The sequence below is a fragment of the Microbacterium sp. SLBN-154 genome (genome assembly GCF_006715565.1).
Lineage (GTDB): Bacteria > Actinomycetota > Actinomycetes > Actinomycetales > Microbacteriaceae > Microbacterium.
Map to the genome: position 1 here is coordinate 2,518,072 of NZ_VFNL01000001.1, position 26,780 is coordinate 2,544,851.

The following is a 26,780-nucleotide window of genomic DNA, read 5'->3' on the forward strand; positions in this document are numbered from 1 at the left end:
CGGCGTCAGCTCGCCGAACGTCCCAGGAGTGCCGCACGTGCCTCCCGGCGCTCCCGCTGCGCCTCGGGGTCGGGCACCGGGACCGCGGCGATCAGTCGCTGGGTGTAGGGATCCTTCGCGCCGCGGAGGATCTCATCACGCGTTCCGGTCTCCACGAGCTTCCCGAGGTGCATCACGCTGATGCGGTGGGCGAGGATGTCGACCACAGCCAGGTCGTGGCTGATGAACAGGCACGCGAACTGCAGCTCCTGCTGCAGCTCCTGGAGGAGATCGAGGAAGCGCGCCTGCACCGAGACGTCCAGCGCCGAGGTCGGCTCGTCGGCGACGAGCAGCTCGGGGGCGAGGGCCAGGGCACGGGCGATGCCCACACGTTGGCGCTGACCGCCCGACAGCTCGTGCGGGAAGCGGTTCCGGTACGAACGCGGCAGCTCGACCTGGTCGAGAAGGTCCTCGACCTTGCGATCGAGGTCCTTGCCCTTGGCCTCGCCGGCGAGGAGGATCGGCTCACCGATCGACTGACCGATCGGCATCCGGGGGTTCAGCGACGACGCCGGGTCCTGGAAGACGATCCCGGTCCGGCGGCGGATGGCGAAGAGATCCTTCTGCGTGGCGTGGGAGATGTCGGTGCCGACGGTGGTGAGCTTCCCCTCCGCGATCGGGATGAGGCCGATCGCGGCACGACCGATCGTGGTCTTGCCCGACCCGGACTCCCCCACGAGCCCCATGATCTCGCCGGGATAGATCTGCAGATCGATGTGCTCGGCCGCGCGGAATGCGGGGATCCGTCCCCGCTTGGGGTACTCGATCGCGACATCCTCGAACGACAGCACCGGCTCCCGCGTCTCGACGACGCGCTGGGTGTTGGCGTGCTCGCGGATCGAGGCGATGGTGGGAACGGCCGAGGTCTCGCTGACCACCTCGTCGGCGGCGGACTCGTCGATCGGCTCGAGCACCCCGAGGCCGAGGTGCGGCACCGAAGCCAGCAGCTGCTGGGTGTAAGGGTGCGTCGGGTGATGGAAGATCTCGTCCACCGAACCGGCCTCCACCACGATGCCGTTCTTCATCACCATGATGCGGTCGGCGAGGTCGGCGACGACCCCCATGTCGTGGGTGATCAGGATGATGGCCGAGTCCAGGCGCTTGTGGAGGTTTCGGAGCAGGTCGAGGATCTCGGCCTGCACCGTGACATCCAGCGCCGTGGTCGGCTCGTCGGCGATGAGCAGCAGGGGGTCGCACGAGATCGACTGGGCGATCATGGCGCGCTGCCGCTGACCGCCGGAGAGCTGGTGCGGGTACTTGTGGAAGGACTGCTCGGGGTTGGGCATCTCCACCAGGCTCAGCAGCTCGATGGCGCGCTCCTTCGCCGCCGAGGGTGCGAGCGAACGGTCGTGCGAGCGGAGGGCCTCGACGATCTGGAAGCCGATCGTGTAGACCGGGTTCAGGGCCGTCATCGGCTCCTGGAAGATCACCGCGATCTCGTTTCCGCGCAGCGACCGGATGGTGGCCTGGTCGACGCCGCGGAGCTCACGGCCGAGGAGCTTGATCGACCCGGTGACCCGGGCGTTCTCGGGCAGCAGGCCCAGCAGCGACATCGAACTGGTGGACTTACCCGAACCCGACTCACCCACGATGGCGAGGACTTCGCCGCGGCGGACGGTGTAGTTCATGTCGACCGCGGCCGGGTAGAACTCCCCGTCCACCCAGAAGTCGACGTTGAGGCCGTCGACCTCGAGGATCGTCTCGGGGGCGCCGGTGTTGGCGGTGGTGTCAGTCATGCGGTGGCATCCCATCTGAGAAGCTTGGGGTCATGGCGTTCCAGGAGGTCGACTACAGGCCGATGTTCGGCCGCATCCTCGCTGTCGTGACCGTGGTGTTGTGCGCGGGGGGAATCATCGCGCTGTGGGTGGATGACCCGGGATCGGGGCTGCGCTACTCGTGGCCCCTGGTGTTCATCGCGGTGCTGGCGTGGACCTTCTTCTGGCGACCTCGCCTGAAGGTCGAACCGCACGGGGTGACGGTCGTCAACGTGCTGCGCACGCACTTCGTGCCGTGGCCGGCGATCCGCGACATCGATACCCGCTTCGCGCTGACGCTGCGGACCGGTCGCGGCAAGGTGCCGGTGTGGGCGGCGCCCGCGCCGGGCCGGCACCGCGCACTCGGACTCGCCGAGAAGGACTTCGACGGGGTGGGTGAGAGCGCCCGCGGTGAATTCGGCTCGCTCCGCCCGAGCGACGCCGTCTCGACGCCGACCGGCAACCTCGCCCAGCTCATCCGCGGCCAGTGGGAGGCGCTTCGCGCGCAGGGCCTCCTCGCCCCCGGGGAGGACCCCGAGGCCGAGAAGATCACCTGGCACGTGGGCACGATCGCCGCGCTCGCGATCAGCGGCGCGGCGACCATCCTCGGGCTCGCGCTGTAGAAGCGCCATCTCAGCGCTCCGGATCGAACCGGCCGTGACCGGCATCGCCGGGCTCTTCGGGGCGGGGGTCGTGATAGTTCTCGACGTCGCCCGTGTAGACGGCTTCTCCGGCGACCGTGACCGACGCCGGCTCGCGGGGGTCGACACGGTCGAGGATCGGCGCCGCCGGTCCCTTCGCGCGACCGGCGCGGGCCATGGCCCGCTCGCTCGGCATCTTCTTCTGGCGAGGGTCGAACGCGTCGCGCAGCCCGTCGCCGATGAAGTTCACGCACAGCGCGATCGCGATGATGAAGATACCCGGCCACCAGAACAGCCACGGGCGCGTGGAGAACGCCGCCTGGTTGTCGGAGACGATCTTCCCGAGTGAGGTGTCGGGTGACTGCACGCCGAAGCCGAGGAAGCTCAGCGCGGACTCCAGCAGAATCGCACCGGCCATGAGGAGCGTCGCGTTCACGACGATCACGCCGACGGCGTTGGGGAGGATGTGGCGGAAGATGATGCGTCGATCACGCGCACCCGACACCCGGGCGGCATCGACGAACTCGCGCTCGCGCAGCGTCAGGAACTCCCCGCGCACGAGACGCGCCAGGGTCGTCCACGCGAATAGGCCGATGACGACGCCGAGGACGGCGGCTCCGAGGTTGCCGAGCGCGTTTCCGAGCACCGCGCCGATGACGATGAGCGGGATCGTGATGATGATGTCGGTGAAGCGCATCAGCACCGAGTCGGCCCACTTGCGGTAGTACCCGGCGACGGCGCCGATCACGACGCCGATGATCGTTGCCACGACACCGGCGATGACCATGACCATCAGCGACTGCTGTGCGCCGCGCATGACGACCGCGAAGGTATCGCGACCGACCTCGTCCTGACCGAACGGGTGATTCCCGAAGGCCAGGCCCGCACCGCCGAGGAACTCGGGGATGAGGCTCAGTGTCGGGGCACCGCGGTTCTCGACCGTCGGGATCTCCCGCCAGTCGTACTGCCACCATCCCGGGATGCGGAGACTTCCGATCTCGATCCCCACCGAGGTGAAGGACAGCACCACGATGAAGGCCAGCACGATCATCGAGGTGACGGCCGCACGGTGCCGGAAGAACCGGCGGCGGACGATCTGGCCCTGACTCAGGCCCTCGGTCTCGCGCTGCTCGATGGAGATCTCCGCGGTGGCCTCGGCCTCGCGGTTGTCGGGTCCTTGTGTGACGGTGCTCATCAGCCCACCTTGATTCTCGGGTCGAGCGCGGCGTAGACGAGGTCCGCGATGAGGTTGAACAAGACGGCGAGCGTCCCGGTGACGACGAAGAACGCCATGATCGGGTTCGGATCGGAGACGCGGAGCGCGTCGACGAACAAGCGCCCCATCCCGGTCCAGCCGAAGATCGTCTCCGTGACCACCGCACCGCCGACCAGGGCGCCGACATCGAACGCGATGATCGTCGTGATCGGGATGAGTGCGTTGCGGAAGGCGTGGCGGACGACCACCGTGCGCTCGGTCAGGCCCTTCGAACGCGCCGTGCGGATGTAGTCCTGGTTCATCACCTCGAGGAGGCTGGCGCGCGAGTAGCGCGTGTACGACGCGAACGAGATCAGGACGATCGCGATCGTCGGGAGCAGCAGGTGGGTGTAGAGGTCGATGCCCTGCACCCAGAAGTTGCCTCCGAGACCGGGAGTCGATGCACCCACGGTCGCGATCGGCCGGCCGCGGATCCGGCTGGAGTTGGCGTAGGCCTCCCAGTACGACATGTACTTGTCGAGGGCGATGAGACCGGCGGCGAAGACTCCGACGAGGATGGCGGTGCGGATGACCGGGCCGCGGTCGGGAGCTCCGAAGAACCACCCGATCGCACCGGTCACCACGATGGTCAGCACGGCCAGCAGGACGAAGAAGCCCAGCGTCATCCCGTTGAGGATGTAGTTCATCATCGGGAAGTACAGCGCGATGCCGAGTACCGCGACGGCCAATGCCGCGTACAGCGCCTTGCGGTTGCGCAGTCCCGTGGAGATGGCGGTGATCCCGAAGGCGATGCCGATGACGAGCGCCGCGTAGACCACGATCCCGATGCTCGGATCGGCGAACCACTGCGTCGCCGACAGGTAGGCGAGCACTCCCGCGGTGGCGAGGGTCGCGGCACCGAACACGATCAGACGGCGCTTCCAGTGGCCGCCGATCAGCGACATCCACAGGACACCGGCGATCAGAGATATCACCACGATCGCCGGTATCGCGATCGTCGGATCGGCCAGCCACGAGTTCAGCTGGATCGCACCGTACTGCTTCAGCAGCACCGCGACCCAGAAGATCGGGAGGGAGAAGAAGAGGAACGCGATGAGGGTGACCGCGTAGTCGAAGCCGGTGTACTGACGAAGCGCCGAGATGATGCCGACCGTGATGCCCAGGACGATCGCCACGACCGTCGCCGTCGTCACCAGCGTCAGCGTCGACGTCAGTGCGTTGGAAAGGAGGGCGTTGACCGACTGGTTCTGGATGCTGATGCCGAGGTCGCCGCGGAAGAGTCCGCCGAGCCACAGGAAGTAGCGAAGCGGTGCGGGGACATCCAGGTTCAGAAGCCGCGTGCGAGCTTCCATGAGCTCCGCTTTGTTCGGAGCGTTGGACTGCCGGAGTTCCTCGAGGGGGTCACCCGAGAGCGAGACCAGCATGTACATCAAGAACGTGGCGGCGAAGAGCACGAAGATCGATGCGATCAACCGCCGGATGATGAATGAAGCCATGGTGAGGCTGCCTGCCTATCGATGAGTCGGCACGGCGCGCGCGGGAGCGGGGGATGCAGCTCGAGCGCGCGGCTGCCGCGGGGAGAAGTCTAACAAGCGGGAGGGGTGCAGATTCCCGAGGGAATCTGCACCCCCCGACCTTGGTGCGGGTCTCGGGCCGGTGCCCGAGTCAGACCGTGGTCTCGCTTACTCCTCCGAGCCGGCGTCCGTGACTTCCCAGTCCCACGCGTTCCAGAAGATGGTCGGCGCGAGGATCGACGGGTCGATGTTCGTCACGCGGTCGCTGAAGGCAGTGACCTCGGGGAACTGGTAGATCGTCACGCCGTAGAAGTCCTCCCACAGCAGACGGTCCATCTCGACCTGGAGCTCGATCTGAGTCTCCTCGTCGAAGGTGGTGTTCAGCTCGGTGATGATCTCGTCAACGCGCTCGTTCGAGTAGAAGTTGAGGTTGTTGATACCACCGGTGACGAAGGTCGGCAGCGAGTTGGTGACACCCAGGCTCGTCGACTGCCATCCGAACAGCGAGGCGTCGTAGGCGCCGGGGGTGCCCAGCAGGCCTCCCCAGTCCTCGGAGCCACAGTCGGTGACGTTGAAGCCGGCCTCGTTGGCCGACTGCTGGATGAGCGCGAACTCGTTGACACGACGCGGGTTGTTCGAGGCGTACAGGATGCAGACCTCGGTGTTGGTGACGCCCGACTCCTCCAGGAGCTGGCGGGCACCCTCGATGTCGACCTCGGCGTAGTCCGCCGACGTGTTGGTCGAGGCGGCCTCGTCGTAGCCCGCGGCACCGGGGACGAACAGCTGCGAGTCACGGAGGATCGCGTCGTCGCCGATGATCGGCTTGATGAGGGTGTCGACGATCTCCTGACGCGGGATGGTCTTCATGAAGGCCTCACGCACCTGGGGGTTGGAGAAGATGTTCTCCGGGTTGCGCCCCTGGTCGAACTGCAGGTCGACGTGCTCGTACGTGCCACCGAGGCCGGTGTTCACGGTGATGCCGTCGATGCCCTCGAGCGCCGTGGTGATGTCGGCGGTCGCCTGCGGCTGGATGATGTCCACCTCGCCGTTCTCCAGCGCCTGAACCGCTGCGAGCGGGTCGGGGATGAAGCGGACGGTGATCTCCTCGATGTTCGCGGTGTTGTCACCGGAGTACTCGGGGTTGGCCGTCAGGGTGATGTACTCGTCGGCGACGAAGTCGCTGATCATGTACGGGCCGCTGGCGGTGACCAGCTCGGGGTCGTCGGGCATCGAGGTGAAGTTGAAGCCCGAGTTCCAGAACGAGGCCATCGGCGCGAGCGCGGCGGCGTCGTTGGACTCGATCGCGTCGAGGACGGCCTGCTTGGCCTCCTCGTTGTCCTCGAGACCGAGGGCGTTCTTCGCGATCACGTGCGCCGGAAGCGGCGAGGTGAAGACGAGCTCCCAGTCCACGAAGGGCTGGTCGAAGGTCATGGTGATGGAGCGACCGTCTTCGCCGACCTCGGGGGTCTCGCTGACCAGGCCCATTCCGGACTCGGGCGTGGCGCCGGAGTCGAAGTAGACGACGTCGGTGGGGAATGCGTCGGTGAACTCACCGGTCTCGGGGTCGGTGAACTCGGCCGGGTCGAAGTCCGGGGTGTCCAGCGCGCGCGAGAGGGCGGCCCAGTTGAGCATGAGGTCAGCGGCGTCGATCGGGGTGCCGTCGGACCAGTTGACGCCCTCGTTGACCGTGAAGGTGACCGTCAGCGGGTCTTCGCTGACGAGCTCGTAGGTGCCGAACGAGGTGTTCTCGATGAGCTCGGGCGTGTTGTTGTAGTAGTTGAAGCCGTCCAACACCAGGTAGTTGATGTTGTTGTTGGCGGTGGCGTTTCCGAACGACGTGTTGCCGTTCATCGAGTAGAACGCCTGGTTCCACGCCGCGGTGATGGACGATCCTTCGACCAGACCCGAGTCGTCGCCGGCATCGCCGCCGCCGCCCGGGGCGCAGCCCGAGATCACGAGTGCGCCGACCGCGGTGAGTCCCACCGCGATCGAGAAGCGCTTCATTCTCACTGTTCCTCCTGTGCAGGGTTGTGCGCACACGAAAGGCCTGGACCTGACGCCGCGCGGATACCGAAACCCTAAGCACGCCCTCTGCGGATGGTCAAAAGGGTGGCCCAAAACGTTACAGAGCCTTAACTCAGAGCGACGGCGATGTGACAATCTGACAAGATGGCCGCCGTGATGCCCCCGGAAGATGTGAGGAATCCCACGGGGTTCTCCCGGACCCGGACGTGGTGGGAGATCGGCATCGTGCTGGCCATCACGGTCGGTCAGAGTGCGGTCTACAGCATCCTGTCGTTCGTCCGGTCGATCATCCGCGCCCTCGAAGAGGACCGTCGGATCTCCGACCAGCAGACCCAGTTGAATCCCTCGCGCGACGCCGCCGCCATCTGGGACCTCGTCTATCAGCTGCTCGACATCTTGTTCTCCCTGGCCCTGGTCGCCCTGGTCATCTACCTGCTGTGGGAACCGGGGAAGAGCGCCTTCGCCAAGATCGGCCTCGACTTCCGTCGCTTCGGCGGCGACGTCGGTCGCGCCGTGCTCCTCGGCCTCGTCATCGGCATCCCCGGCCTCGGCCTCTACGTCCTCGGCCGCTCTCTCGGGGTGACGGTCGCCGTGGTGGCCTCGCCGCTGGATGCCGCGTGGTACACGGTGCCGCTTCTGCTCCTCGCCGCCCTCCGGGCCGGCCTCACCGAGGAGGTCATCTTCCTCGGGTACCTCTTCGACCGCCTGCGGCGCGTCGGATGGTCGTGGTGGGCGATCATCCTCGCCACCGCGGGCCTGCGTGCGGCCTATCACGCGTATCAGGGTGTCGGCGCGATCATCGGGAACTTCGTGATGGGGGTCGTCTTCGGCTGGTGCTACCGCCGCTGGGGACGCGTGATGCCGCTGGTGATCACGCACACCCTCATCGATATCGTCGCGTTCGTCGGCTACCCGCTCGCCGTCGCCCTCTTCCCTGGCGTCTTCGCCCCCATCCCCGCCCCGTCTCCCTCCCCCACCTTTGCCCCCACCCCGTCTCCCTCCCCCACCCTCTGACCCGCTCGGCCCCCTCCCCCTCCCCCTCCGGCGAGAGTGCATCTGGGCGCCGAGGGTGCGGGGCGACCCCGCATTCTCGGCGTGCAGACGGATTCTGGTCGCCAGACGGAGGGCTGACGAGGCTCCTCCACAGGACGGCGTCACCGAAAGTCATCCACAATCCGGCGAGACGAGCGCACCGCTACCCGACTTCACCGTGAGGGTGAACGGATGTTCACCTCCTCATCGACGGTCGTGGTCGCTCCCAGTCCGCTGCCGCTCTTGAAGGCGCGGAGCGTTCCGCATCCCGAACGTGCGGTCGCACGCGGCGCTCTGGTCCGAGTGCGAAGGGGTGTGTACACGCCCGCAGAACGGTGGCGCAATCTCGCACCCTGGGACCGCTACCTCGCCCGCGTCCACGCGGTCAAACTCACGCACCCCGACGCGACGTTCAGTCACGAGTCCGCCGCTGCACTCCTGGGCGGGCCGGTCTTCGGTGATCCCGAGGTCGTTCATGTCCTGGTCGGCACGGGAGACACCTCGCGGTTCGGCGGCGGCGTCCGCACGCACCGATCCGGCACGGACCGCGACATCCTCGTGGCCGACGGATTCGCGATCACGAGCCTGGCCGACACGGCGGTCGACCTCGCCCGATATCGCCACTCGTCGCTCGGGCTGGCGATGAGCGACTACGCGCTCCGATCCGACGCCGGCTTGAGCCAGGATGAGCTCCTCGGACGCAACGCTGAGCGGATCAGCGGTCGGGGGCGCGGGGCAGCTCGGTGGGCCCTTTCGCGGGCGACGCCCGTCGCCGAAACCGTGCTCGAGTCGGTCAGTCGCGCCGTGATCGAGTGGCTCGGATTCCCGGAGCCCGACCTCCAGGTCGTCTTCCGCTCCGGTGCGGGTGTGGAAGATCGCGCGGACTTCCACTGGCCCACCCTCAGTGTCATCGGCGAAGCCGACGGCGACGTCAAGTACGACGGTCGGTATGGAAACCCGATGGAGATCCTCCGACGGCAAGGTCGTCGTGATCAGCGCCTGCTGGAGAGCATCGCCGCGGCCGCGCACTGGGGATGGAACGACGTCACTGCTGTCGCGCCACTCCGAGCGACTCTGCGCAGCGTCGGGCTTCGACCGATCGCACCGGAGAACACAGCTGAACTCGTCACCGTCCGTCGCATCCTCTTTCGCGAGAATGCATCGGGGCGCCGAAAGCACGGGTGAACCCCGCATTCTCGGCACCCAGATGCACTCTCGCTGGCCGCGGCGCGCGCGGCAGCGCGGGCTACGCGAAGGCCTCGATGGGCGGGCAGGCGCACGTGAGGTTGCGGTCGCCGAAGGCCTGGTCGACCCGGCGCACCGGCGGCCAGTACTTCGTGCGCACCAGCGCGCGCACCGGATACACCGCTTCCTCACGCGAGTAGGGATGCCCCCACTCGGCGTCGACGATCGACTCGGCCGTGTGCGGGGCGTTCACCAGCGGATTGTCGTCGGCGGGCCATTCGCCGTCGGCGACGCGCGCCGCCTCGGCGCGGATCGCGATCATCGCGTCGATGAAGCGGTCGATCTCGGCGAGATCCTCCGATTCGGTGGGCTCGACCATGAGGGTCCCCGCGACGGGGAACGACATCGTCGGGGCGTGGAAGCCGTAGTCGATGAGGCGCTTGGCCACGTCGTCCACGGTCACACCGGTCGCCTCGCGGAGCGGGCGGAGATCCAGGATGCACTCGTGCGCGACGAGTCCGCCCTCCCCGGTGTAGAGCACCGGGAAGTGATCGCGCAGGCGCGCCGCGATGTAGTTCGCGGCGAGCACCGCCGACGCCGTCGCGCGCGTGAGGCCCCGCTCCCCCATCATCCGGATGTAGGCCCATGAGATCGGCAGGATCCCCGCCGATCCGTGCGGCGCCGCCGACACCGCACCTCCTTCGAACCGGAAGCCGCCGGCGTGATCGGCCCACTGCGAGAACGGGTGCGACGGCAGGTAGGGCGCGAGGTGCGCCTTCGCCGCCACCGGGCCGACGCCCGGGCCGCCCCCACCGTGCGGGATCGCGAACGTCTTGTGCAGGTTCAGATGCGACACATCGCCCCCGAGGTCGCCGAAGCGCGCGTAGCCGAGGAGTGCGTTGAGGTTCGCCCCGTCGATGTACACCTGGCCACCGGCGTCGTGCACGGCCTGGGTGATCTCCAGCACGTCGTGCTCGTACACACCGTGCGTCGACGGGTAGGTGATCATGAGCGCCGCGAGCTCGTCGGCGTGCGCGGCGACCTTGGCGCGCAGGTCGTCGAGGTCGACGTTTCCGGCCTCGTCGCACGCCACGACGACCACCCGCATGCCGGCTAGCACCGCCGAGGCGGCATTCGTGCCGTGCGCGGACGACGGGATGAGGCACACCACGCGCCCTTCATCGCCGTTCGCCCGATGCCATCCCCGGATCGCCAACAGCCCGGCGAGCTCACCCTGCGAGCCCGCGTTCGGCTGCAGCGAGACCGCGTCGTACCCGGTGAGCTCGGCCAGCCAGCTCTCCAGCTGCTCGATGAGCGCCGCATACCCGTGCACATCCTCGGCCGGGGCGAACGGGTGCACACGGGCGAACTCGGGCCACGACACCGCCGCCATCTCGGTGGCGGCGTTGAGCTTCATGGTGCACGAACCGAGCGGGATCATGCCGCGGTCCAGGGCGTAGTCGCGATCGGCGAGCTGGTGCAGGTACCGCATCATCGCCGTCTCGCTCCGGTGCTGCGAGAACACCGGATGCTGCAGATAGGCGTCCTCGCGACGGAGCGCACCCGGCACGCCACGGAGCCCCTCCACCCCGTCGAACGCGACGTCGCGCGCCCCGTCGGGCTCCGCATCCGGCAGCCCGAACGCCCAGGCCACGGCGGCGAGATCGGTAGGGGTGGTGGTCTCGTCCACCGAGACGCCCACGGTGGCGTCATCCGCCCAGAACAGCTGATAGCCCTTCGACCGTGCGCGCTCGATGACCCGCTGCGCAGGCCCCGGCGTCACAACTCGGAGCGTGTCGAAGAACGAGTCCGACACGAGGTTCAGCCCGTACGAGCGCAGCCGTTCGGCGAGCGCCTCGGTCTTCTGCGCCACCTCGGTGGCGATCGCTCGGAGCCCGTCCGCGCCGTGGTACACGGCGTACATCGAGGCCATGACGGCGAGAAGCACCTGGGCGGTGCAGATGTTCGACGTCGCCTTCTCGCGGCGGATGTGCTGCTCGCGGGTCTGCAGCGACAGGCGATAGGCCGGGTGACCGGCGGCATCCTGCGACACACCGACCAGGCGCCCTGGCAGCTGACGCTCGAGACCCTGGCGCACGGCCATGTAGCCCGCGTGCGGGCCGCCGAACCCGAGGGGCACGCCGAAGCGCTGCGTCGTCCCGACGGCGATGTCGGCGCCGAGCGAGCCGGGCGAGGCCAGGAGCGTCAGGGCGAGGAGATCCGCGGCGACGACGGCGAGTCCCCCGCCGACGTGGACCGCGTCGATGACCCCCGACGGGTCCCAGACGCGTCCGGTCGCACCGGGATACTGCAGCAGGACGCCGAAGGCGCCGTCGGGCAGGGTCTCGCCACGGGCGAAGTCGCGCTCGACGATCTCGATCCCCACAGCAGAGGCGCGGGCATGGAGCAGCGCGCGCGTCTGCGGCAGGGCGTCGGCGTCGACGGCGAAGACGTTCGCGGCGTTCTTGGACGCCCGCCGCGCCAGCAGCATCCCCTCGACAACAGAGGTCGACTCATCGAGCATCGACCCGTTCGCGATCGCGAGACCGGTGAGGTCGGAGACCATGGTCTGGAAGTTGATGAGCGCCTCGAGCCGCCCCTGCGAGATCTCGGGCTGGTACGGCGTATACGCGGTGTACCAGGACGGGTTCTCGAGCACATTCCGGGCGATGACCGACGGGGTGACCGTGTCGTAGTAGCCGAGCCCGATCATCGGCCGGGCGACCCTGTTCTGCGACGCCAGCGCGCGCAGCTCGGCGAGCGCCTCGGTCTCACTGGCCGCGGCGGGGATCGACGACGACGTGCGCGCCGTGGCCCGGATGGATGCCGGCACGGCGGCGGTCAGCAGAGCGTCGACGCTGTCGTAGCCGAGCGTGTCGAGCATGACCGCTTCGGCCGCCGCATCGGTGCCGATATGGCGTTCGGCGAAAGTCCGCGCCATCACTCGCCTCCCGTGAGGGCCTCGTAGGCGGCCCGGTCGAGAAGACCCTCGACCGCGGCGGGGTCGACCCGCAGCTTCAGGAGCCACCCGTCTTCGTACGGCGAGGAGTTCACCAGCGAGGGGTCGTCGACGACCGCGTCGTTGACGGCGACGACGTCGCCCGCGACGGGGGCGTAGAGCTCGCCGACCGACTTGGTCGATTCGATCTCGCCGCAGACCTGACCGGCGCTCACGCCGGAGTCGACGACGGGCAGATCGACGAAGACGACGTCGCCGAGCTTGTCGGCGGCGTAGTCGGTGATGCCGATGGTGGCGACATCCCCGTCGAGGGCGATCCACTCGTGCTCGGCGGTGTACTTCAGAGCGCTGGTGTCGGTCATTTCTTCCTCCGGTAGAAGGGCAGGGCGGTCACAGTGGCGGGGATGCGGGTGCCCCGCACATCGATGGTCAGTTCGGTGCCGAGAGCGGATGCCGCGGGCGAGACGTACGCCATGGCGATGGGGTGCCCGAGGGTCGGGCTGAGGGCGCCGCTGGTGATCTCACCGACGCGCGTGTCGCCGGCGAAGACGCCGTAGCCGGCGCGGCCCGCACGACGGCCCTCCGACGCGAGCCCGACGAGCACGGGCGCCTCGTCATCGACCGCCGAGTCCTTCCCCACGAAGTCGGCCTTGTCGGCCGCGACCGCGCGTCCGAGCCCGGCCTGGGCGGGGCGGATGCCTCGACCGAGCTCGTGGCCGTACAGCGGCATGCCCGCCTCCAGGCGCAGCGTGTCACGGGCGGCGAGGCCGGCGGGCACGAGGCCGAACGGCGCCCCGGCCGCCAGGAGCGCGTCCCACAGCTCGCCCGCTGCGGCCACGGGCACCATCAGCTCGAAGCCGTCCTCGCCGGTGTAACCCGTGCGGGCCACGAACAGCGGCGCACCATCGAACTCGCCCTGCCGCCACGCGTAGTAGCCCAGGTCGTCGAGGCCCTCGACATCGACCCCCTGCGCGGCGCGGAGGATCTCTTCGGCGCGAGGCCCCTGGACGGCCACGAGAGCCGTCTGGTCGGTGACGTCCTCGATCCGGGGCACTGAACCACCGACGACGTATCCGAAGTCGCCACCGTCGACCGGGCGCATCCGGGCGTCCTCCCCGGCACGCCAGGCGCCCGCGCGGTCCGCGAGCGCCCCGGCCACCGCGTCCCGGTTCCCGGCGTTCGCCACGACGAGGAAGTGCTGCTCGCCGGTGCGGTAGACGATGACGTCGTCGATGATGCCGCCGTCCTCGGCGAGGACGAGCGAGTACTTGGCCTTCCCGATCGCCATGGTGGAGACCCGGCCGGCGAGCGCGTAGTCGAGGAAGCCCGCTGCGTCGCCGTCCTGCACCCAGATCTCGGCCATGTGCGAGATGTCGAAGAGCCCGGCGGCGGTGCGCACGGCGTGATGTTCGGCGAGGTCGGACGTGTAGCGGACCGGCATCAGCCAGCCGCCGAAGTCGGTGAACGACGCGCCGAGCTGGGCGTGTCGATCGTGCAGCGGGCTCTGCCGCGCTGTGTCGTCCATGGAGTTCTCCCGGTCGGATCGGGTCGACACGGTCATCCGTGCCGAAGAACTCCCCCTCTGTCATGGACCTGAGAGTTTCGCGCCGGGCGGACCCGGGCTTTCACCGTCGGCGGATGACGCAGAAAGCGGCGGCATCCTTTTTCAGAGTCGGCCGGCACGGACGGTACGCGGTACCTGAGAGATTGGCGGGGAGGCTTGCTCCTTCGGTGTTCGGCGCCGTCGGCGCCGAAGCTCTCCCGTCCGTGTCATGGGCCGGTATCAAGTTGTATCCCGGCATGGCCGGTGGGGCCAGCATAGCGGCGCGAGGGGCGTGGGCCCAGACTCCGCCGATCGGCGCGTCAGCCCAGACAGGCGCCGGTCGAGACCCGGTCGCTCAACCCCGAGGCCCCGGCGGCGACGGGTTCGAGTTCGGCGTTGGTCATCGCGAAACCCCTCGTGTCGTCGCCGTCGGCCCGCGCGAAGACGACGCCGGCCACTTCCCCGTCTCCGGTCAGGAGCGGCCCGCCCGAGTTGCCGGGGCGCACCTCGGCGAAGAGCTGATAGATCTCCCTCGGATTGGCGGTGTCGTCGTAGATGTCGGGAACCGGCACCGTGCCCACTGACAGCACCTCGGCCGGTTTGGTATCGAAGGGCCCTCCGATCGGATAGCCCTGCACCTGCGCGGCGCTTCCCGCTGTGAGCGGATCGCTGAGGCCGAGCGGTGCCACCCCGAGTCCGTCGACGGCGATGACGGCGAGGTCGTCGATCGGGTCGAAGTACACCACGCGCCCTTCGACGGCCGTGCCCCCGTTGGGCTGCACGACGGGCGTGTCGACCCCGGCCACCACATGGGCGTTGGTGATCACGCGGTCGGGAGCGACGACGAATCCCGACCCGGTCGAACTCGTGCCGCAGGCGAAGGCGGTGCCCGAGACCCGCAGGACGGATGCCGCGGCGAGCGCGAGTTCGGGATCGTCCAGCTGGATCGGAGTCGCCGTGCCGGGGGTGACCTCCGGCGTGAGAAGGCCCCCGAGGCGCGGCAGACCGTCGTCGGTGACGAAGCTGCGCCACTCGGCCAGTGTCTGGGCAACGGGCGCCGGGATCACTCCGTTGATGATCGTCATGACGCGCGACGACGCCACCGCCGGCCCGAGGACCGGTGCCCCCGTGTTCGCCACGCTCTGGCCGACGAGCGAGAGTGCGAGGGCGGCGACGACGACGCTCACCACGCCGCCGAGGAGCCGGTCGATGACCCGCAGCTTCACCCGATCCACACCGCGGCGAACCATGCCCCCGAGGACCCCGCCGATCGTGCCGCCGGCGACGAGGATCAGGAACGAGGCGACGATCACCACGAGTGGCCGCCATTCCTGCCAGGGCCACGCGTCGTTGATGATCGGAGCCAGCCACCAGGCGGCGACCCCTCCGGCGGCGAGACCCAGCAGCGTTCCGAGGCTCGCGACGAGGCCACGCTGAAGCCCGACGACGAGCGCCACCACCAGCAGGGCGATGAGGAAGAGATCGACGAGCAGCACGGCCATCCTTCGGCAGGGAGCCACCAGCGTACGGTGCGCGCCTGTGACATCACCGAGGCGGGGCCGCACGACGTCGCATTTGCCTTCAGGTCACAATGACAATAAGATGGAGACCCCTCTTAGAGTCAGAATGACAAGAACATGGATCCCCAAGTCGAGGACATCCGCGTAGCGGTGTCGACGGTGATCTTCTCGCTGCGCACGCCCCGTCCCGGTGACGCGCCGGCGGTCGTCCTCCCGCTTGTCAAGCGCACCCGGGACCCCTTCGAAGGCCTGTGGGCGCTGCCGGGCGGGTGGCTCGACGTCTCCGAGGGACTGGATGCCGCGGCATCCCGCACCCTGGGCGAGACCACGGGGCTCGCTCCGAGCTACCTCGAGCAGCTCTACGCCTTCGGCGCGGTGGACCGCTCACCGACCCGTGTCGTGTCGATCGTGTACTGGGCGCTGCTGCGACCCGAGGAGGTCTCCGACGTGGAGAACGTCGGGTGGTTCGACGCCGCCGATCTCCCCCGCCTGGCCTTCGACCACAACGAGATCGTCGACTATGCGCTGTGGCGCCTGCGCAACAAGGTCGGCTACAGCCGGATCGCTCATGGCCTGCTCGCCGACGAGTTCACCCTCGCCGAGCTCCGCGAGGTGTACGAGGCGATCCTCGACCGCAAGCTCGACCCCGCGAACTTCCGCCGCCAGGTGGACACCTCCGCCACCCTCATCCCCACCGACCGGTTCCGCACCGGCAGTCACCGCCCCGCCCGTCTGTACCGCTACAACCGCGATGTGGAGCTCGCCGACCGCGGGCCCCTGTCGCGCTCGCCCGAAATGAGTGATCGATGACCACCCTCGTTCCCACCCCTGCGCTGCGCCCTCCCACCGATCCGTCGGTCGATCACCAGATCCAGGCGATCGTGTCGGGCAGGTCGACGACCGAGACCTGCGCGACCGATCTCGCCGCCGGTCCCTGGAACTTCGACACGCGGCCCGGCTACGGGCCAGGATCGTCGATGGGCGATGTCATCCCCACCGGGGCGCCGCGCCAGGGCGAACTCCCGCTGGCGTACCGCGAGGCCTCCGAGGCGGAGCTCGCCGACCGCATCCGCGCCGCCAAAGCCGTCCTCGGCGACAGGGTCGTCGTGCTCGGCCACTTCTACCAGCGCGAAGAGGTGATCGTCCACGCCGACTACGTCGGCGATTCGTTCCAGCTGGCCAACGCCGCCCTCGAACACCCCGCCGCCGAGGCGATCGTCTTCTGCGGCGTGCACTTCATGGCGGAGACCGCCGACCTCCTCTCCCGCTCCGAGCAGGCGGTGATCCTGCCCAACCTCGCCGCCGGCTGCTCGATGGCCGACATGGCCGACATCGACCAGGTCGAGGAGTGCTGGGAGCAGCTCGCCGACGTTTACGGCGACCTGGACACGCCCGATGCGGACGGCCTGGTCCCCGTCATCCCCGTCACCTACATGAACTCCTCCGCCGCGATCAAGGGGTTCGTCGGGCGCCACGGCGGCATCGTCTGCACCTCCTCGAACGCGCGCACCGTGCTCGAGTGGGCCTTCGCACGAGGGCGCCGGGTGCTCTTCTTCCCCGACCAGCACCTCGGGCGCAACACCGCCAAGGCGATGGGCGTGCCCCTCGAGCAGATGCCGCTGTGGAATCCGCGCAAGCCGCTCGGCGGCAGCACGACCCGCGAGCTCGAAGACGCCCGCGTCCTCCTGTGGCACGGGTTCTGCTCGGTTCACCGCCGTTTCACCGTCGACCAGATCGACCGCGCACGCGCCGAGCACCCGGGGGTGCGCGTCATCGTCCACCCCGAGTGCCCGATGGCGGTCGTCGACGCCGCCGACGAGTCCGGCTCGACCGACTACATCCGAAAGGCCATCCAGGCCGCGACCGAACCGACGACGTTCGCCATCGGCACCGAGATCAACCTGGTGCAGCGGCTCGCCGCCGAGCATCCGCAGCACACCATCTTCTGCCTCGATCCCGTGGTGTGCCCGTGCTCGACGATGTACCGCATCCACCCGGGTTACCTGGCGTGGGTGCTCGAAGGACTCGTCCGCGGCGAGGTGCAGAACCGGATCACGGTGCCCGCCGATGTCGCCGACCCCGCCCGGGTGGCCCTCGAGCGGATGCTTGCGGCCAAGCCTCCCGCGGAATCCGGACGGAGCGCCGCCTCATGACCCTCACCGCACCGGCCGTGCACGCCGTGGTCGTCGGCAGCGGCATCGCGGGCCTCACCGCCGCGCTCCACGCCGTGGAGACCGGATGCCGGGTGACCCTCGTCACCAAGGACGTCCTCGAGCACGCCAACACCCGCTACGCCCAGGGCGGCATCGCCGGGGTGATGTTCGACGACGACCGCGTCGAGGACCACATCCGCGACACGATGACCGCGGGCGCGGGCCTCAGCGACCCCGACGCCGTCCGCGTCCTCGCCGAGGAGGGCCCGGCGCGCATCCGCGACCTCATCGCGCTCGGCGTGGCGTTCGATCGCGGACCCGACGGCACCCTCGTGAAAGGGCTCGAGGCGGCCCACTCCTACCCACGGATCCTCCACGCGGGCGGGGATGCCACCGGCACCGCGGTCGAGAAGGCCCTCGTCGCACGTCTGCGCGAGAGCGGGGTGGCGGTGATCGAGCACGCGTTCCTGATCGACCTCGTGGTCGACGCCGCACGCGTCGTCGGCGTCGAGCTGCTCGTGGGCGAATCCCCCGACGCGCCGGGTGAGCGGCGCCGGCTCTCTGCCGACGCGGTCGTGCTCGCCACGGGAGGCGCCGGCGAACTGTACGCCCACTCCACGAACCCCTCGGTGGCGACGGGCGACGGCATCGCCGCCGCGATTCGCGCCGGCGCCGCCGTCGCCGACCTCGAGTTCTTCCAGTTCCACCCCACCGTCCTTCCCGAGGACGAGCGGGGCGAGGCCTTCCTCGTCTCGGAGGCGGTGCGAGGGGAGGGCGCCACGCTCATCGACGACACCGGCCGCCGGTTCGTCCTCGATGTCCACCCCGACGGAGAACTCGCTCCGCGCGATGTGGTCGCGGCAGCGATCGCCGACCGGATGGTCCGGCAGGGCGGGCGCCCGGTGCGACTGGATGCCACGCACCTGCGGCCGACACTCGCCGAGCGACGCGCGTTCCTGGCACAGCGCTTCCCCACGATCGACGCCGCGGTGCGCCGCCGAGGGTGGGACTGGGCGGCCGAGCCCGTCCCTGTCACGCCCGCGGCGCACTACCTCATGGGGGGCGTCGTGACCGACTTGAACGGGCGCACCTCCCTCCCCGGCCTGTACGCCGTCGGCGAGGTGGCGCGCACCGGCGTCCACGGCGCGAACCGGCTCGCGTCGAACTCACTGCTCGAGGGTGCGGTGTTCGGCGCACGGGCGGGTGACACGATCGCCGTCGACGCCGCGCGCGACTGGCCGTCCACGCCGGGCGTCGTCCAGAACGTCCCGCCGGCCCTTCCGATCGCCGTGATCGCTCCCGGGCCCTTCGATCGCGGGGCGCTCCAGGACCTGCTTTGGACGCACGCCGGGCTCGTGCGCACCGAGCGGGGTCTGGCGGAGGCGGCGAGCGTCCTCCGCGCCTGGAGCATGGCGGCATCCGCTGCGTCCACGGAGAGGGAGTACGAGGACGCGAACCTCCTCCTCGTCGGCGCGCACCTCGTCGCCGCAGCGCGCGCGCGTCGGGAGTCCATCGGCGCGCACGTTCGCGCTGACGCGCCGACGGCGGCCTCCGCGTCGTCGGGTGCGCCGACGGCACAGGCGGCATCATGCTGACCCCGGCGGCGATCGACCGGGTCGTCGCCGCGGCCCTCGCCGAGGACGCACCGTGGGGTGATCTCACCAGCGCCGCCTTCATCCCCGCGACGGCGACCGCGCGCGCGGAGCTCGTCCCGCGCGAAGCAGGTGTCGCAAGCGGTCTGGCCGTCTTCGCCTCGGCTTTCCGCCTCACCGACAGCGCGATCACCGTGACCGTCCTGAGCGAGGACGGCCGTGCGTTCGAGCCCGGCACCGTGCTCGCGATCGTCGAAGGGCCCGCGCGGGGCATCCTGACCGCCGAGCGGGTCGCATTGAATCTGACCCAGCGGATGTCGGGAATCGCCACCCTGACCGCGCGGTATGTCGCCGAGGTGGCGCACACTCCGGCCCGTATCGCGGACACTCGGAAGACCACGCCCGGCCTTCGCGCGCTCGAGCGCCAGGCGGTGCGCGACGGCGGCGGACACAACCACCGCTTCTCGCTGTCGGACGCGGTGATGGTCAAGGACAACCACCTGGCCGTCCTCACCGCCGACGGCGCGTCGGTCACCGACGCCCTCCGCACCGCCATGGCGAGTCTGCCCCACACCACCCACGTCGAGGTCGAAGTCGACCGCCTCGACCAGATCGAACCCGTTCTCGCCGCGAACGTGGACACGATCATGCTCGACAACTTCTCGCCGGACGATCTGCGTCGCGGGGTCGAGATCGTCGGCGGCCGCGCCATCGTCGAGGCCTCGGGCGGGGTGTCGCTGGAGACGGTGGGCGCCATCGCCGAGACCGGCGTCGACGTCATCTCGGTCGGAGCCCTCACGCATTCCGCCCGCGCGTTGGATCTGGGACTGGACATCCGCGTCACCCCGGCGGACGCCGCCTGAAAGACGCGTGATGTCACTGCTCTATCTCGACAACGCCGCCACGACTCCGGTGCGACCGGAGGTCGTCGAGGCCATGGCGCCGTACCTGACCCACTGGTTCGGAAACCCGTCGAGTCACCACACCGTCGGCGAGGCAGCCGCCGGCGCCCTCGAAGACGCCCGCGCGCGTGTGGCGAGGGTCGTGGGGATGCGGCCCGGCGACATCGTCTTCACCTCGGGCGGCACCGAGGCCGACAACCTCGCGGTGAAGGGGATCGCGATCGCGGCCCGGGAGCATCGCGCAGCGCATCACGTGGTGACCTCGCCCATCGAACACGAGGCGATCCTGGAGTCGGTGGACTTCCTCCGGCGCATCCACGGCTTCGCGGTCACCATGCTTCCCGTCGACCACGACGGCCGGATCGACCCCGCCGACGTCGCCCGTGCCCTGCGGGAGGACACCGCCCTCGTCGCCGTCGGCTACGCCAACAACGAAGTGGGCACGGTGCAGGATGTCACGGCGATCGCCGCCGTCACCGGCGCACGACGCATCCCTCTCCATCTCGACGCGGTACAGGCCGCGGGATGGCTCCCCCTCGCGGGCACCGGCGCCGACAGTCTCGCGATCGCCGGCCACAAGATCGGCGCGCCCAAGGGGACGGGCGTCCTCGTCGTTCGGGGCCGCGTTCCCCTCGAACCGCTGTTCCACGGCGGCGGGCAGGAGCGGGGGCGCCGAAGCGGCACCGAGGACGTCGCCGGCGCGGTGGCCCTCGCGACCGCGCTCGAACTGGCCGAAGCCGAACGGGTGGCCGGCAGCGAGCGTGCGCGCGCCACCCGGGACCGCTTCATCGCGGGCGTGCGCACTCGGGTGCCCGAGGCCCGACTCACCGGCCACCCCGCCGAGAGGCTCCCCGGAATCGCGAGCTTCGTCTTCCCCGGCACCTCCGGCGAGGCGATCCTGCTCGAGCTCGAGCGACGGGGTGTTGTCTCCTCCAGCGGATCGGCGTGCGCGGCGGGCAGCGACGAACCCTCGCACGTCCTGCTCGCGATGGGATTCGCGCCCGAGGTCGCGCAGACCGCCGTGCGATTCAGCTTCCCCCACCATCCGGACCTGGATGCCGACGGGTTGGCCGACCAGGTCGCCGCCGCCGTCCGGGCGGTACGATCGGCCCCGTGACACCCGCCCTCACCGTCATCGTCCCGGGGTTCGACGTCGGGCCCTGGGTGGCCGAAGCGCTGGCGTCGCTGCAGACCCAGACGTTCCGCGAGTGGCGCGCCGTGCTCGTCGACGACGGCTCGACCGACGACACCGCGGAGATCTTCGCGGCGGCCGCCGCGGAGGACGAGCGTTTCTCCGTCATCAGCCACGCCGCACGGCGGGGCCTGGCGGCCGCTCGCAACACCGGGCTGGGCGTGGTGGACACCCCCTACCTGGCCTTCCTCGACGGAGACGACCGTTTCACACCCACCGCTCTCGAGCGCCTCGTCGGCGTCCTCGATGACACCGGCAGCGACTTCGTCGCGGGCGCCTACGTGCGGCTCCGAGCCGACGAGAGCGGGGCCTACGCCGCAGGAGCTGTTCAGCCCTGGGTCGCCGCCGCGACCGACCCCGAGCGTCGACGCACCTCCCTTCAGGAGCACCCTGCGGCGTCGGCCAATATCGTCGCCTGGTCCAAGGTCAGCAGGCTCGACTTCTGGCAGCGCGCGGGGCTGCGCTTCCCCGAAGGGCGACTGTACGAGGATCAGATCCTCGCCCAGCGGATGTACGCCGCCGCACGGTCGTTCGATGTCATCCCCGATGTCGTGGTGGAGTGGCGCGAGCGCGCGGACGGGTCGTCGATCACGCAGCACAGGGAGGCCCTGCCGGTGCTGCGCGACTATCTCGACGGACTGCGCGGCGGGCTCGAGATCTTGGATGCCGCGGGGCACCCGGCCGCCGTGCGCGCGCGGATCGAGCTCATCCTGACCCTGGATCTTCCCCCCCTCGTGAGCATCGCCCGCTCCCATCCCGACGACGCCTACCGGCGGGCACTGGGCGTCTTCGTCCGCGACCTGCAGGGGCGCGGATCGGACCGGGTCGTCACGCCGGAAGTGTCGGCCGCGGCCCTCTGGTGAGCTCGGGGCCCGGTGGTGGGATCAGGGAAGAGGGCGGTCGGGGAGGACGACGACCGGCTCGGTGAGCAGCCGCGCGACCTCCTCGCGATCGCGCCGGAGCTCGGCGTCGATCTGTAGCTCGGGCGCCTCGTCCGGCGCGCGGTCCGCCCGACGATCGGGGAGGTCGGCCGGCTCGTCTTCGGCCTCCGCCTCGAGCACCCGCGTCGTGGCGAGCTGCTGCGCGGCGAGCTCGGCGTAGAGCCCCCCCGCGGCCACGAGCTCGCTGTGCGTCCCCGACTCGACGATCCGGCCGGCCTCGATGACGTGGATGACGTCGGCGGCGATGACGGTCGAAAGCCGGTGCGCGATCGAGAGCGTGGTCCGCCCCTTGGCCGCGGCGTCGAGCGCCTCCTGCACGACCCGCTCCGAGACGGTGTCCAGGGCCGAGGTCGCCTCGTCCAGGAGCAGGACAGGCGGGTCTTTCAGCAGCACCCGCGCGATCGCGATGCGCTGCTTCTCACCCCCCGACAGCCGGTATCCTCGCTCGCCGACCACGGTGTCGTACCCGCGCTCGAATCCGGTGATGACGTGGTGGATGTTCGCCGCTCGGCACGCCGACTCGAGCTCGGCGTCGGTCGCATCGGGCTTGGCGTACCGGAGGTTCTGCCGGATCGTGGCGTGGAAGAGATACGTCTCCTGCGAGACGATCCCGATCCGGTCGATGATCGACTCCTGGGTGAGACGGCGCACGTCCTCGCCGGCGAAGAGCACGGCGCCGTCGCCGGCCTCGTAGAGGCGGGGCGTCAGATAGAGGACGGTGGTCTTCCCCGCCCCCGAGGGTCCGACGAAGGCGACGTGCTGCCCGGGCTCGGCGACGAACGAGATGCCGGCGAGGGTGGGCCGCGTCTGGGGTGCCGCATCGGGGTAGCGGAACACCACGTCGCGGAACTCGATCCGCCCCACAGGTCCGGGGGCATCGGCGACGTCGATCGCGTCGGGAGCGTCGCTGATGGCCGGAGTGAGGTCGAGGTACTCGAAGATGCGGGCGAACAGGGCGGCGGATGTCTGCAGATCGAGGGCGACGCGCATGAGACCCATGAGCGGCATGAGCAGTCGCGCCTGCACCGTGGTGAAGGCGACGATCGTCCCCGCCGTGATCGCGTCCGCACCGCCGGTCACCAGAAGCCCCGCGACCAGGTAGATCAGTGCCGGCACGCTGGACATGAGCACCTGCACGACGGCGAAGAAGCCCTGACCGCTCATCGCCCGGCGGACCTGCAGTCGCACCTGGTTGACGTTCTCGTCGGCGTAGCGCGCCGATTCGGTGCGCTGCCGGTTGAAGGACTTCGACAGCAGGATGCCCGAGACGCTGAGCGTCTCCTGGGTGATCGAGGTCAGCTCCGACAGCGACTCCTGTGTCTCTCCGGCGATCCGCGCGCGCACCTGACCGACGCGGCGCTGCACGATGACGAGGAACGGCATCATGACCACGGCGATGATCGTCAGGCGCCAGTCGATGATGATCATCGCGACGAGCGATGCGATCACGGTGACGACGTTGCCGAGGATGCTCGTGACGGTGTTGGTGAGGACTCCGGACACCCCGCCGACGTCGTTCTGCAGTCTCGACTGGATGACGCCCGTCTTGGTCCGGGTGAAGAAGGCCAGCTCCATCGCCTGGAGGTGATCGAAGAGGCGCACTCGAAGATCGCCCGTCACGCGATTGCCCACGGTCGAGGTGAGCCACGTCTGGACCACGCCCAGTACGGCGGAGAGGAGGAACAGGCCGATCATGATCGTGACGAGCCGGGCGAGGAGGGGGATGTCGGGTGATCCCCCGTCGACGGGGAACAGGGCGTCGTCGAAGATCCGCTGCACCAGCAGCGGCGGGATGACCGCGACACCGGCGCCCACGACGACGAGGATGCCCGTCAGCGTGATCCGTCCCAGGTACGGCCGGAAGAGGGCCACGACGCGACGGCCCAGGTTAGGGATCTTCGGTGCCTCGGCGTTCAGCCGCCGCTGCGCCTCGATGTCGACCGGCCGGAAGCCGCCGGGAGCTCCCCCGCCGCCTCCCCCGCGCATACTCACCTTCGCCAGCCTACTGACGCCCACCCCCACCGGCTCGGTAGGGTGTGACCTATGAGCGAGACCACTCCGGAACAGCCCGCCCGCGACGGGGAGGACCTCGCCGAGATCCGTGCAGAGATCGACGAGTTGAAGGCCGTGCCGGAGGAGGAGCTGGTCTCCCCGACGCCCGCGGGGCTCCTGGCTGCCGAGCCCGAGCCCGAGCCCACCGACCCGATCGGGTCGGCGGACGACGACGACACCGAGCCGACCACCGCGCTCTGACGAGCCGGGTCCGACGAATCCGCCTCCGACGGGAATGCCCTGTCGGAGGCGCCGGTTAGCCTCAGACAGTCCTCGCGGATCTCGCGCGCGCGTGCGTCATCCGTGATCCTTCGCCTTGTTCCGCCCGCCCTGAGGAGCCCCGTGGCAGCCACCGACACCGTTCCCACCGCCGGCGCCGTTCGCGACGCCGCGCCGCCCGCGATGCTCAGCCCGATCGAGAGCCGCATCATCTGGCTGCTGCTGGCCGCCGCGTTCGTCGCGATCCTGAACGAGACCACGATGGGCATCGCGATCCCGCGTCTCATCGTCGACCTCGGTATCACCGCCGTCGCCGCCCAATGGCTGACGACCGCCTTCATGCTGACGATGGCCGTCGTGATCCCCATCACGGGCTTCCTCCTGCGCCGATTCACGACCCGGCAGATGTTCATCGCCGCGATGAGCCTGTTCTCGCTCGGTACCCTGATCGCGTTCCTGTCACCCGGCTTCCCGATGCTCCTGGTCGCCCGCGTCGTGCAGGCGTCGGGAACGGCGATCATGATGCCGCTGCTCATGACGACGATCATGAACGTCGTCCCGCCGCAGTCCCGCGGGCGCATGATGGGGCGGGTCAGCATCGTCATCTCCCTCGCTCCGGCCATCGGCCCGTCGCTGTCGGGCTTCCTCATCGACACCGTCGGCTGGCGCTGGAACTTCGGTGTCGTCCTCCCGATCGCCCTGGTCGCCCTCGTCGTCGGCGCGATCTGGATCCGCAACCTCGGCGAGACCACGCGCGCCCCGGTCGACGTGCTCTCGGTGATCCTCTCCGCCCTCGGCTTCGGCGGCCTGGTCTACGGACTGAGCCAGATCGGCGGTGCTGCGGCGGCACACGGCGGCACCGCCGCCGAGGAGGCGTCGGCGTCGGCCACCGCGACCGTCTCCCTCGTCGTGGCGTTCTCCGTCGGTGTGATCGCGCTTGCGCTCTTCGCGTGGCGGCAGATCCGGCTGCAGCGCACCGACGACGCCCTGCTCGACCTGCGGGTGTTCACCTTCCGCAACTTCAGCTTCGCCACCGGACACATGACGCTGCTCTCGGCGGCCTTCTTCGGCATCATCACCGTGCTGCCGCTCTACGCGCAGAACGTGGTCGGGCTCGACCCCTTCATGTCAGGCCTCATCGTCCTCCCGGGCGCTCTGGCGATGGGCCTGGCCGGGCCGATCGTGGGGCGCATCTACGACCGGTACGGCACCCGGGTGCTCCTCGTTCCCGGCACCGTGATCGCCGTCGGCATGCTGTGGGTCTTCACGACCTTCACCGCGACGACGCCGGTCTGGGCCATCGCCGCGGGGCAGACGGCCCTGTCGATCGGGCTCGCGCTGTCCTTCACGCCGCTCTTCACCGCGTCGCTGGCCTCCCTCGACCGCACGTACTACTCCTACGGCTCGGCCGTCGTCGGTACGGTGCAGCAGGTCGCCGGGGCTGCCGGCATCGCGCTGTTCATCACGGTGATGTCCAGCGTCCAGTCCGCCGCCGAGGCGGCCGGGGCCGCCGACGCGGGCGCGCAGGGCGCTCATGCCGCGTTCCTCCTCGCAGCGATCGTGTCGCTGCCGTTGCTGTTCAGCGCGTTCCTCGTCCGCAAGCCCGCCGACGAAGGGCTCCCCCTCCCCGCGGCGCACTGAGGCATAGCCGTCGCGGGGTCCGCGGGCAAGCCCGGGCCCCGGACGGCGGACCGGCCTAGCGTGGGGGCACCCCACGAAAGGAAGTGTCATGGCCGAACTGAACGGCAAGACCGTCGCGTTCCTCCTCACCGACGGTTACGAGGACAGCGAATTGACCAGTCCCTGGAAGGCGGTGACGGATGCCGGCGCCCAGGCGCACCTGGTCTCCCCCGCATCGGGAAGTGTGACCGGCAAGAAGGGGCACGAGCAGGCGGTCGACGTGGCGGTGACCGATGCCGACGCGGCGTCCTACGACGCCCTGGTGCTGCCCGGCGGCGTCGTCAACGCCGACCATCTGCGGATGGACGGGGCCTCGGTGGCCTTCGCCCGCGCCTTCTTCTCCCAGCACAAGCCGGTCGGCGTCATCTGCCACGGCGCCTGGATCCTGATCGAAGCCGGGGCGGTCGACGGCCGCACACTCACGAGCTACCCGAGCTTGAAGACGGATCTGACCAATGCCGGAGCCCGGTGGGTCGACGAGGAGGTCGTCGTCGACCAGGGATTGGTGTCGAGCCGGACGCCGGATGATCTGCCGGCCTTCAACGCCAAGGTGGTCGAGGAGATCGCCGAAGGGGCGCACGCCGGCCAGACGATCTGACCCGCACCGCGGGGGTGGTGAGG

At 69.6% G+C, this 26,780-nt stretch carries 21 protein-coding genes and 2 riboswitches; of the genes, 12 read left to right on the forward strand and 9 right to left on the reverse strand.

What is annotated here, in order from left to right:
• Nucleotides 1-5: 5 nt before the first annotated feature.
• Nucleotides 6-1,775: a dipeptide ABC transporter ATP-binding protein gene (locus FBY40_RS12215; RefSeq protein ID WP_141939041.1), complete on the reverse strand. Its 1,770-nt coding sequence runs from the start codon at nt 1,773-1,775 to the stop codon at nt 6-8.
• Nucleotides 1,776-1,807: 32 nt separating this feature from the next.
• Between FBY40_RS12215 and FBY40_RS12220 the strand changes: the two genes are divergently transcribed.
• Nucleotides 1,808-2,416: a PH domain-containing protein gene (locus tag FBY40_RS12220; RefSeq protein WP_141939043.1), complete on the forward strand. Its 609-nt coding sequence runs from the start codon at nt 1,808-1,810 to the stop codon at nt 2,414-2,416.
• Between the two features lie 10 nt (nt 2,417-2,426).
• On the opposite strand, the gene FBY40_RS12225 is transcribed toward FBY40_RS12220, so the two are convergent.
• The 3 genes from FBY40_RS12225 to FBY40_RS12235 all read right to left on the reverse strand — a co-directional run bounded on the left by FBY40_RS12225 (nt 2,427) and on the right by FBY40_RS12235 (nt 7,168).
• Nucleotides 2,427-3,629 carry an ABC transporter permease gene (locus FBY40_RS12225; protein WP_141939044.1) on the reverse strand — a complete coding sequence of 401 codons (1,203 nt, stop codon included), beginning with the start codon at nt 3,627-3,629 and terminating at the stop codon, nt 2,427-2,429.
• A complete protein-coding gene (locus FBY40_RS12230) occupies nt 3,629-5,146 on the reverse strand; it encodes an ABC transporter permease (protein WP_141939047.1) in 1,518 nt (505 codons plus the stop codon). The genes FBY40_RS12225 and FBY40_RS12230 overlap by 1 nt, the downstream gene beginning before the upstream one ends.
• A gap of 186 nt (nt 5,147-5,332) precedes the next feature.
• The gene (locus FBY40_RS12235) at nt 5,333-7,168 is read right to left on the reverse strand and encodes an ABC transporter family substrate-binding protein (protein ID WP_141939049.1); all 1,836 of its coding nucleotides are present in this window, start codon (nt 7,166-7,168) and stop codon (nt 5,333-5,335) included.
• 177 nt (nt 7,169-7,345) lie between these two features.
• On the opposite strand from FBY40_RS12235, the gene FBY40_RS12240 reads away from it, so the two are divergent.
• Together FBY40_RS12240 and FBY40_RS12245 are read left to right on the forward strand one after the other, a co-directional pair.
• On the forward strand, nt 7,346-8,203 hold the full coding sequence (locus tag FBY40_RS12240) for a CPBP family intramembrane glutamic endopeptidase (protein WP_141940171.1): 858 nt from the start codon (nt 7,346-7,348) through the stop codon (nt 8,201-8,203).
• 210 nt (nt 8,204-8,413) lie between these two features.
• The gene (locus tag FBY40_RS12245; protein ID WP_141939051.1) at nt 8,414-9,406 is read left to right on the forward strand and encodes a type IV toxin-antitoxin system AbiEi family antitoxin domain-containing protein; all 993 of its coding nucleotides are present in this window, start codon (nt 8,414-8,416) and stop codon (nt 9,404-9,406) included.
• A gap of 61 nt (nt 9,407-9,467) precedes the next feature.
• On the opposite strand, the gene gcvP is transcribed toward FBY40_RS12245, so the two are convergent.
• The 4 genes from gcvP to FBY40_RS12265 form a co-directional block, all read right to left on the reverse strand.
• Nucleotides 9,468-12,347, reverse strand: a complete 2,880-nt coding sequence (gene gcvP / locus FBY40_RS12250) for an aminomethyl-transferring glycine dehydrogenase (protein ID WP_141939053.1) — start codon at nt 12,345-12,347, stop codon at nt 9,468-9,470.
• Nucleotides 12,347-12,727: a glycine cleavage system protein GcvH gene (gcvH, locus tag FBY40_RS12255; RefSeq protein WP_141939055.1), complete on the reverse strand. Its 381-nt coding sequence runs from the start codon at nt 12,725-12,727 to the stop codon at nt 12,347-12,349. The genes gcvP and gcvH overlap by 1 nt, the downstream gene beginning before the upstream one ends.
• Nucleotides 12,724-13,890, reverse strand: coding sequence for a glycine cleavage system aminomethyltransferase GcvT (locus tag FBY40_RS12260; RefSeq protein ID WP_141939057.1), 1,167 nt, complete (start codon nt 13,888-13,890; stop codon nt 12,724-12,726). The genes gcvH and FBY40_RS12260 overlap by 4 nt, the downstream gene beginning before the upstream one ends.
• A gap of 50 nt (nt 13,891-13,940) precedes the next feature.
• Nucleotides 13,941-14,040, reverse strand: a riboswitch (glycine riboswitch).
• Between the two features lies 1 nt (nt 14,041).
• A riboswitch (glycine riboswitch) is annotated at nt 14,042-14,139 on the reverse strand.
• Between the two features lie 89 nt (nt 14,140-14,228).
• Nucleotides 14,229-15,410: a MarP family serine protease gene (locus FBY40_RS12265; protein WP_327437067.1), complete on the reverse strand. Its 1,182-nt coding sequence runs from the start codon at nt 15,408-15,410 to the stop codon at nt 14,229-14,231.
• Between the two features lie 135 nt (nt 15,411-15,545).
• Between FBY40_RS12265 and FBY40_RS12270 the strand changes: the two genes are divergently transcribed.
• The 6 genes from FBY40_RS12270 to FBY40_RS12295 are packed head-to-tail and all read left to right on the forward strand — an operon-like array spanning nt 15,546 to nt 22,130.
• Nucleotides 15,546-16,238 carry an NUDIX hydrolase gene (locus FBY40_RS12270; RefSeq protein ID WP_141939061.1) on the forward strand — a complete coding sequence of 231 codons (693 nt, stop codon included), beginning with the start codon at nt 15,546-15,548 and terminating at the stop codon, nt 16,236-16,238.
• Nucleotides 16,235-17,581 (forward strand): quinolinate synthase NadA, encoded by a 1,347-nt coding sequence (gene nadA / locus FBY40_RS12275; RefSeq protein WP_141939064.1) that lies wholly within the window; start codon nt 16,235-16,237, stop codon nt 17,579-17,581. The genes FBY40_RS12270 and nadA overlap by 4 nt, the downstream gene beginning before the upstream one ends.
• Complete coding sequence (gene nadB, locus FBY40_RS12280; protein ID WP_141939066.1) at nt 17,578-19,176, forward strand: L-aspartate oxidase; 1,599 nt, start codon at nt 17,578-17,580, stop codon at nt 19,174-19,176. The genes nadA and nadB overlap by 4 nt, the downstream gene beginning before the upstream one ends.
• A complete protein-coding gene (gene nadC / locus FBY40_RS12285) occupies nt 19,170-20,036 on the forward strand; it encodes a carboxylating nicotinate-nucleotide diphosphorylase (RefSeq protein ID WP_141939068.1) in 867 nt (288 codons plus the stop codon). The genes nadB and nadC overlap by 7 nt, the downstream gene beginning before the upstream one ends.
• Nucleotides 20,037-20,052: 16 nt before the next feature.
• Nucleotides 20,053-21,192, forward strand: a complete 1,140-nt coding sequence (locus FBY40_RS12290) for a cysteine desulfurase family protein (RefSeq protein WP_141940172.1) — start codon at nt 20,053-20,055, stop codon at nt 21,190-21,192.
• Nucleotides 21,189-22,130 carry a glycosyltransferase family 2 protein gene (locus FBY40_RS12295; protein ID WP_141939071.1) on the forward strand — a complete coding sequence of 314 codons (942 nt, stop codon included), beginning with the start codon at nt 21,189-21,191 and terminating at the stop codon, nt 22,128-22,130. The genes FBY40_RS12290 and FBY40_RS12295 overlap by 4 nt, the downstream gene beginning before the upstream one ends.
• Nucleotides 22,131-22,151: 21 nt before the next feature.
• On the opposite strand, the gene FBY40_RS12300 is transcribed toward FBY40_RS12295, so the two are convergent.
• Nucleotides 22,152-24,194 (reverse strand): ABC transporter ATP-binding protein, encoded by a 2,043-nt coding sequence (locus FBY40_RS12300; protein ID WP_141940173.1) that lies wholly within the window; start codon nt 24,192-24,194, stop codon nt 22,152-22,154.
• A 57-nt stretch (nt 24,195-24,251) separates the two neighbouring features.
• Between FBY40_RS12300 and FBY40_RS12305 the strand changes: the two genes are divergently transcribed.
• From FBY40_RS12305 to FBY40_RS12315, 3 genes are all read left to right on the forward strand, one after another.
• Complete coding sequence (locus tag FBY40_RS12305; RefSeq protein WP_141939073.1) at nt 24,252-24,461, forward strand: hypothetical protein; 210 nt, start codon at nt 24,252-24,254, stop codon at nt 24,459-24,461.
• Nucleotides 24,462-24,602: 141 nt separating this feature from the next.
• Complete coding sequence (locus FBY40_RS12310; protein ID WP_442922865.1) at nt 24,603-26,120, forward strand: DHA2 family efflux MFS transporter permease subunit; 1,518 nt, start codon at nt 24,603-24,605, stop codon at nt 26,118-26,120.
• Nucleotides 26,121-26,208: 88 nt separating this feature from the next.
• The gene (locus FBY40_RS12315) at nt 26,209-26,757 is read left to right on the forward strand and encodes a type 1 glutamine amidotransferase domain-containing protein (protein ID WP_141939075.1); all 549 of its coding nucleotides are present in this window, start codon (nt 26,209-26,211) and stop codon (nt 26,755-26,757) included.
• The last annotated feature ends 23 nt before the right edge of the window (nt 26,758-26,780 follow it).

What these genes read in the sequence shown, in the direction of transcription:
- gcvH (WP_141939055.1), bottom strand. Translation starts at nt 12,727, where the DNA reads ATGACCGACACCAGCGCTCTGAAGTACACCGCCGAGCACGAGTGGATC.
- FBY40_RS12265 (WP_327437067.1), bottom strand. Translation starts at nt 15,410, where the DNA reads ATGGCCGTGCTGCTCGTCGATCTCTTCCTCATCGCCCTGCTGGTGGTG.
- FBY40_RS12225 (WP_141939044.1), bottom strand. Translation starts at nt 3,629, where the DNA reads ATGAGCACCGTCACACAAGGACCCGACAACCGCGAGGCCGAGGCCACC.
- FBY40_RS12315 (WP_141939075.1), top strand. Translation starts at nt 26,209, where the DNA reads ATGGCCGAACTGAACGGCAAGACCGTCGCGTTCCTCCTCACCGACGGT.
- FBY40_RS12245 (WP_141939051.1), top strand. Translation starts at nt 8,414, where the DNA reads ATGTTCACCTCCTCATCGACGGTCGTGGTCGCTCCCAGTCCGCTGCCG.
- gcvP (WP_141939053.1), bottom strand. Translation starts at nt 12,347, where the DNA reads ATGGCGCGGACTTTCGCCGAACGCCATATCGGCACCGATGCGGCGGCC.
- FBY40_RS12260 (WP_141939057.1), bottom strand. Translation starts at nt 13,890, where the DNA reads ATGGACGACACAGCGCGGCAGAGCCCGCTGCACGATCGACACGCCCAG.
- FBY40_RS12230 (WP_141939047.1), bottom strand. Translation starts at nt 5,146, where the DNA reads ATGGCTTCATTCATCATCCGGCGGTTGATCGCATCGATCTTCGTGCTC.
- FBY40_RS12300 (WP_141940173.1), bottom strand. Translation starts at nt 24,194, where the DNA reads ATGCGCGGGGGAGGCGGCGGGGGAGCTCCCGGCGGCTTCCGGCCGGTC.
- FBY40_RS12270 (WP_141939061.1), top strand. Translation starts at nt 15,546, where the DNA reads ATGGATCCCCAAGTCGAGGACATCCGCGTAGCGGTGTCGACGGTGATC.
- nadB (WP_141939066.1), top strand. Translation starts at nt 17,578, where the DNA reads ATGACCCTCACCGCACCGGCCGTGCACGCCGTGGTCGTCGGCAGCGGC.
- FBY40_RS12220 (WP_141939043.1), top strand. Translation starts at nt 1,808, where the DNA reads ATGGCGTTCCAGGAGGTCGACTACAGGCCGATGTTCGGCCGCATCCTC.
- FBY40_RS12215 (WP_141939041.1), bottom strand. Translation starts at nt 1,775, where the DNA reads ATGACTGACACCACCGCCAACACCGGCGCCCCCGAGACGATCCTCGAG.
- FBY40_RS12240 (WP_141940171.1), top strand. Translation starts at nt 7,346, where the DNA reads ATGCCCCCGGAAGATGTGAGGAATCCCACGGGGTTCTCCCGGACCCGG.
- FBY40_RS12305 (WP_141939073.1), top strand. Translation starts at nt 24,252, where the DNA reads ATGAGCGAGACCACTCCGGAACAGCCCGCCCGCGACGGGGAGGACCTC.
- FBY40_RS12235 (WP_141939049.1), bottom strand. Translation starts at nt 7,168, where the DNA reads ATGAAGCGCTTCTCGATCGCGGTGGGACTCACCGCGGTCGGCGCACTC.
- nadC (WP_141939068.1), top strand. Translation starts at nt 19,170, where the DNA reads ATGCTGACCCCGGCGGCGATCGACCGGGTCGTCGCCGCGGCCCTCGCC.
- nadA (WP_141939064.1), top strand. Translation starts at nt 16,235, where the DNA reads ATGACCACCCTCGTTCCCACCCCTGCGCTGCGCCCTCCCACCGATCCG.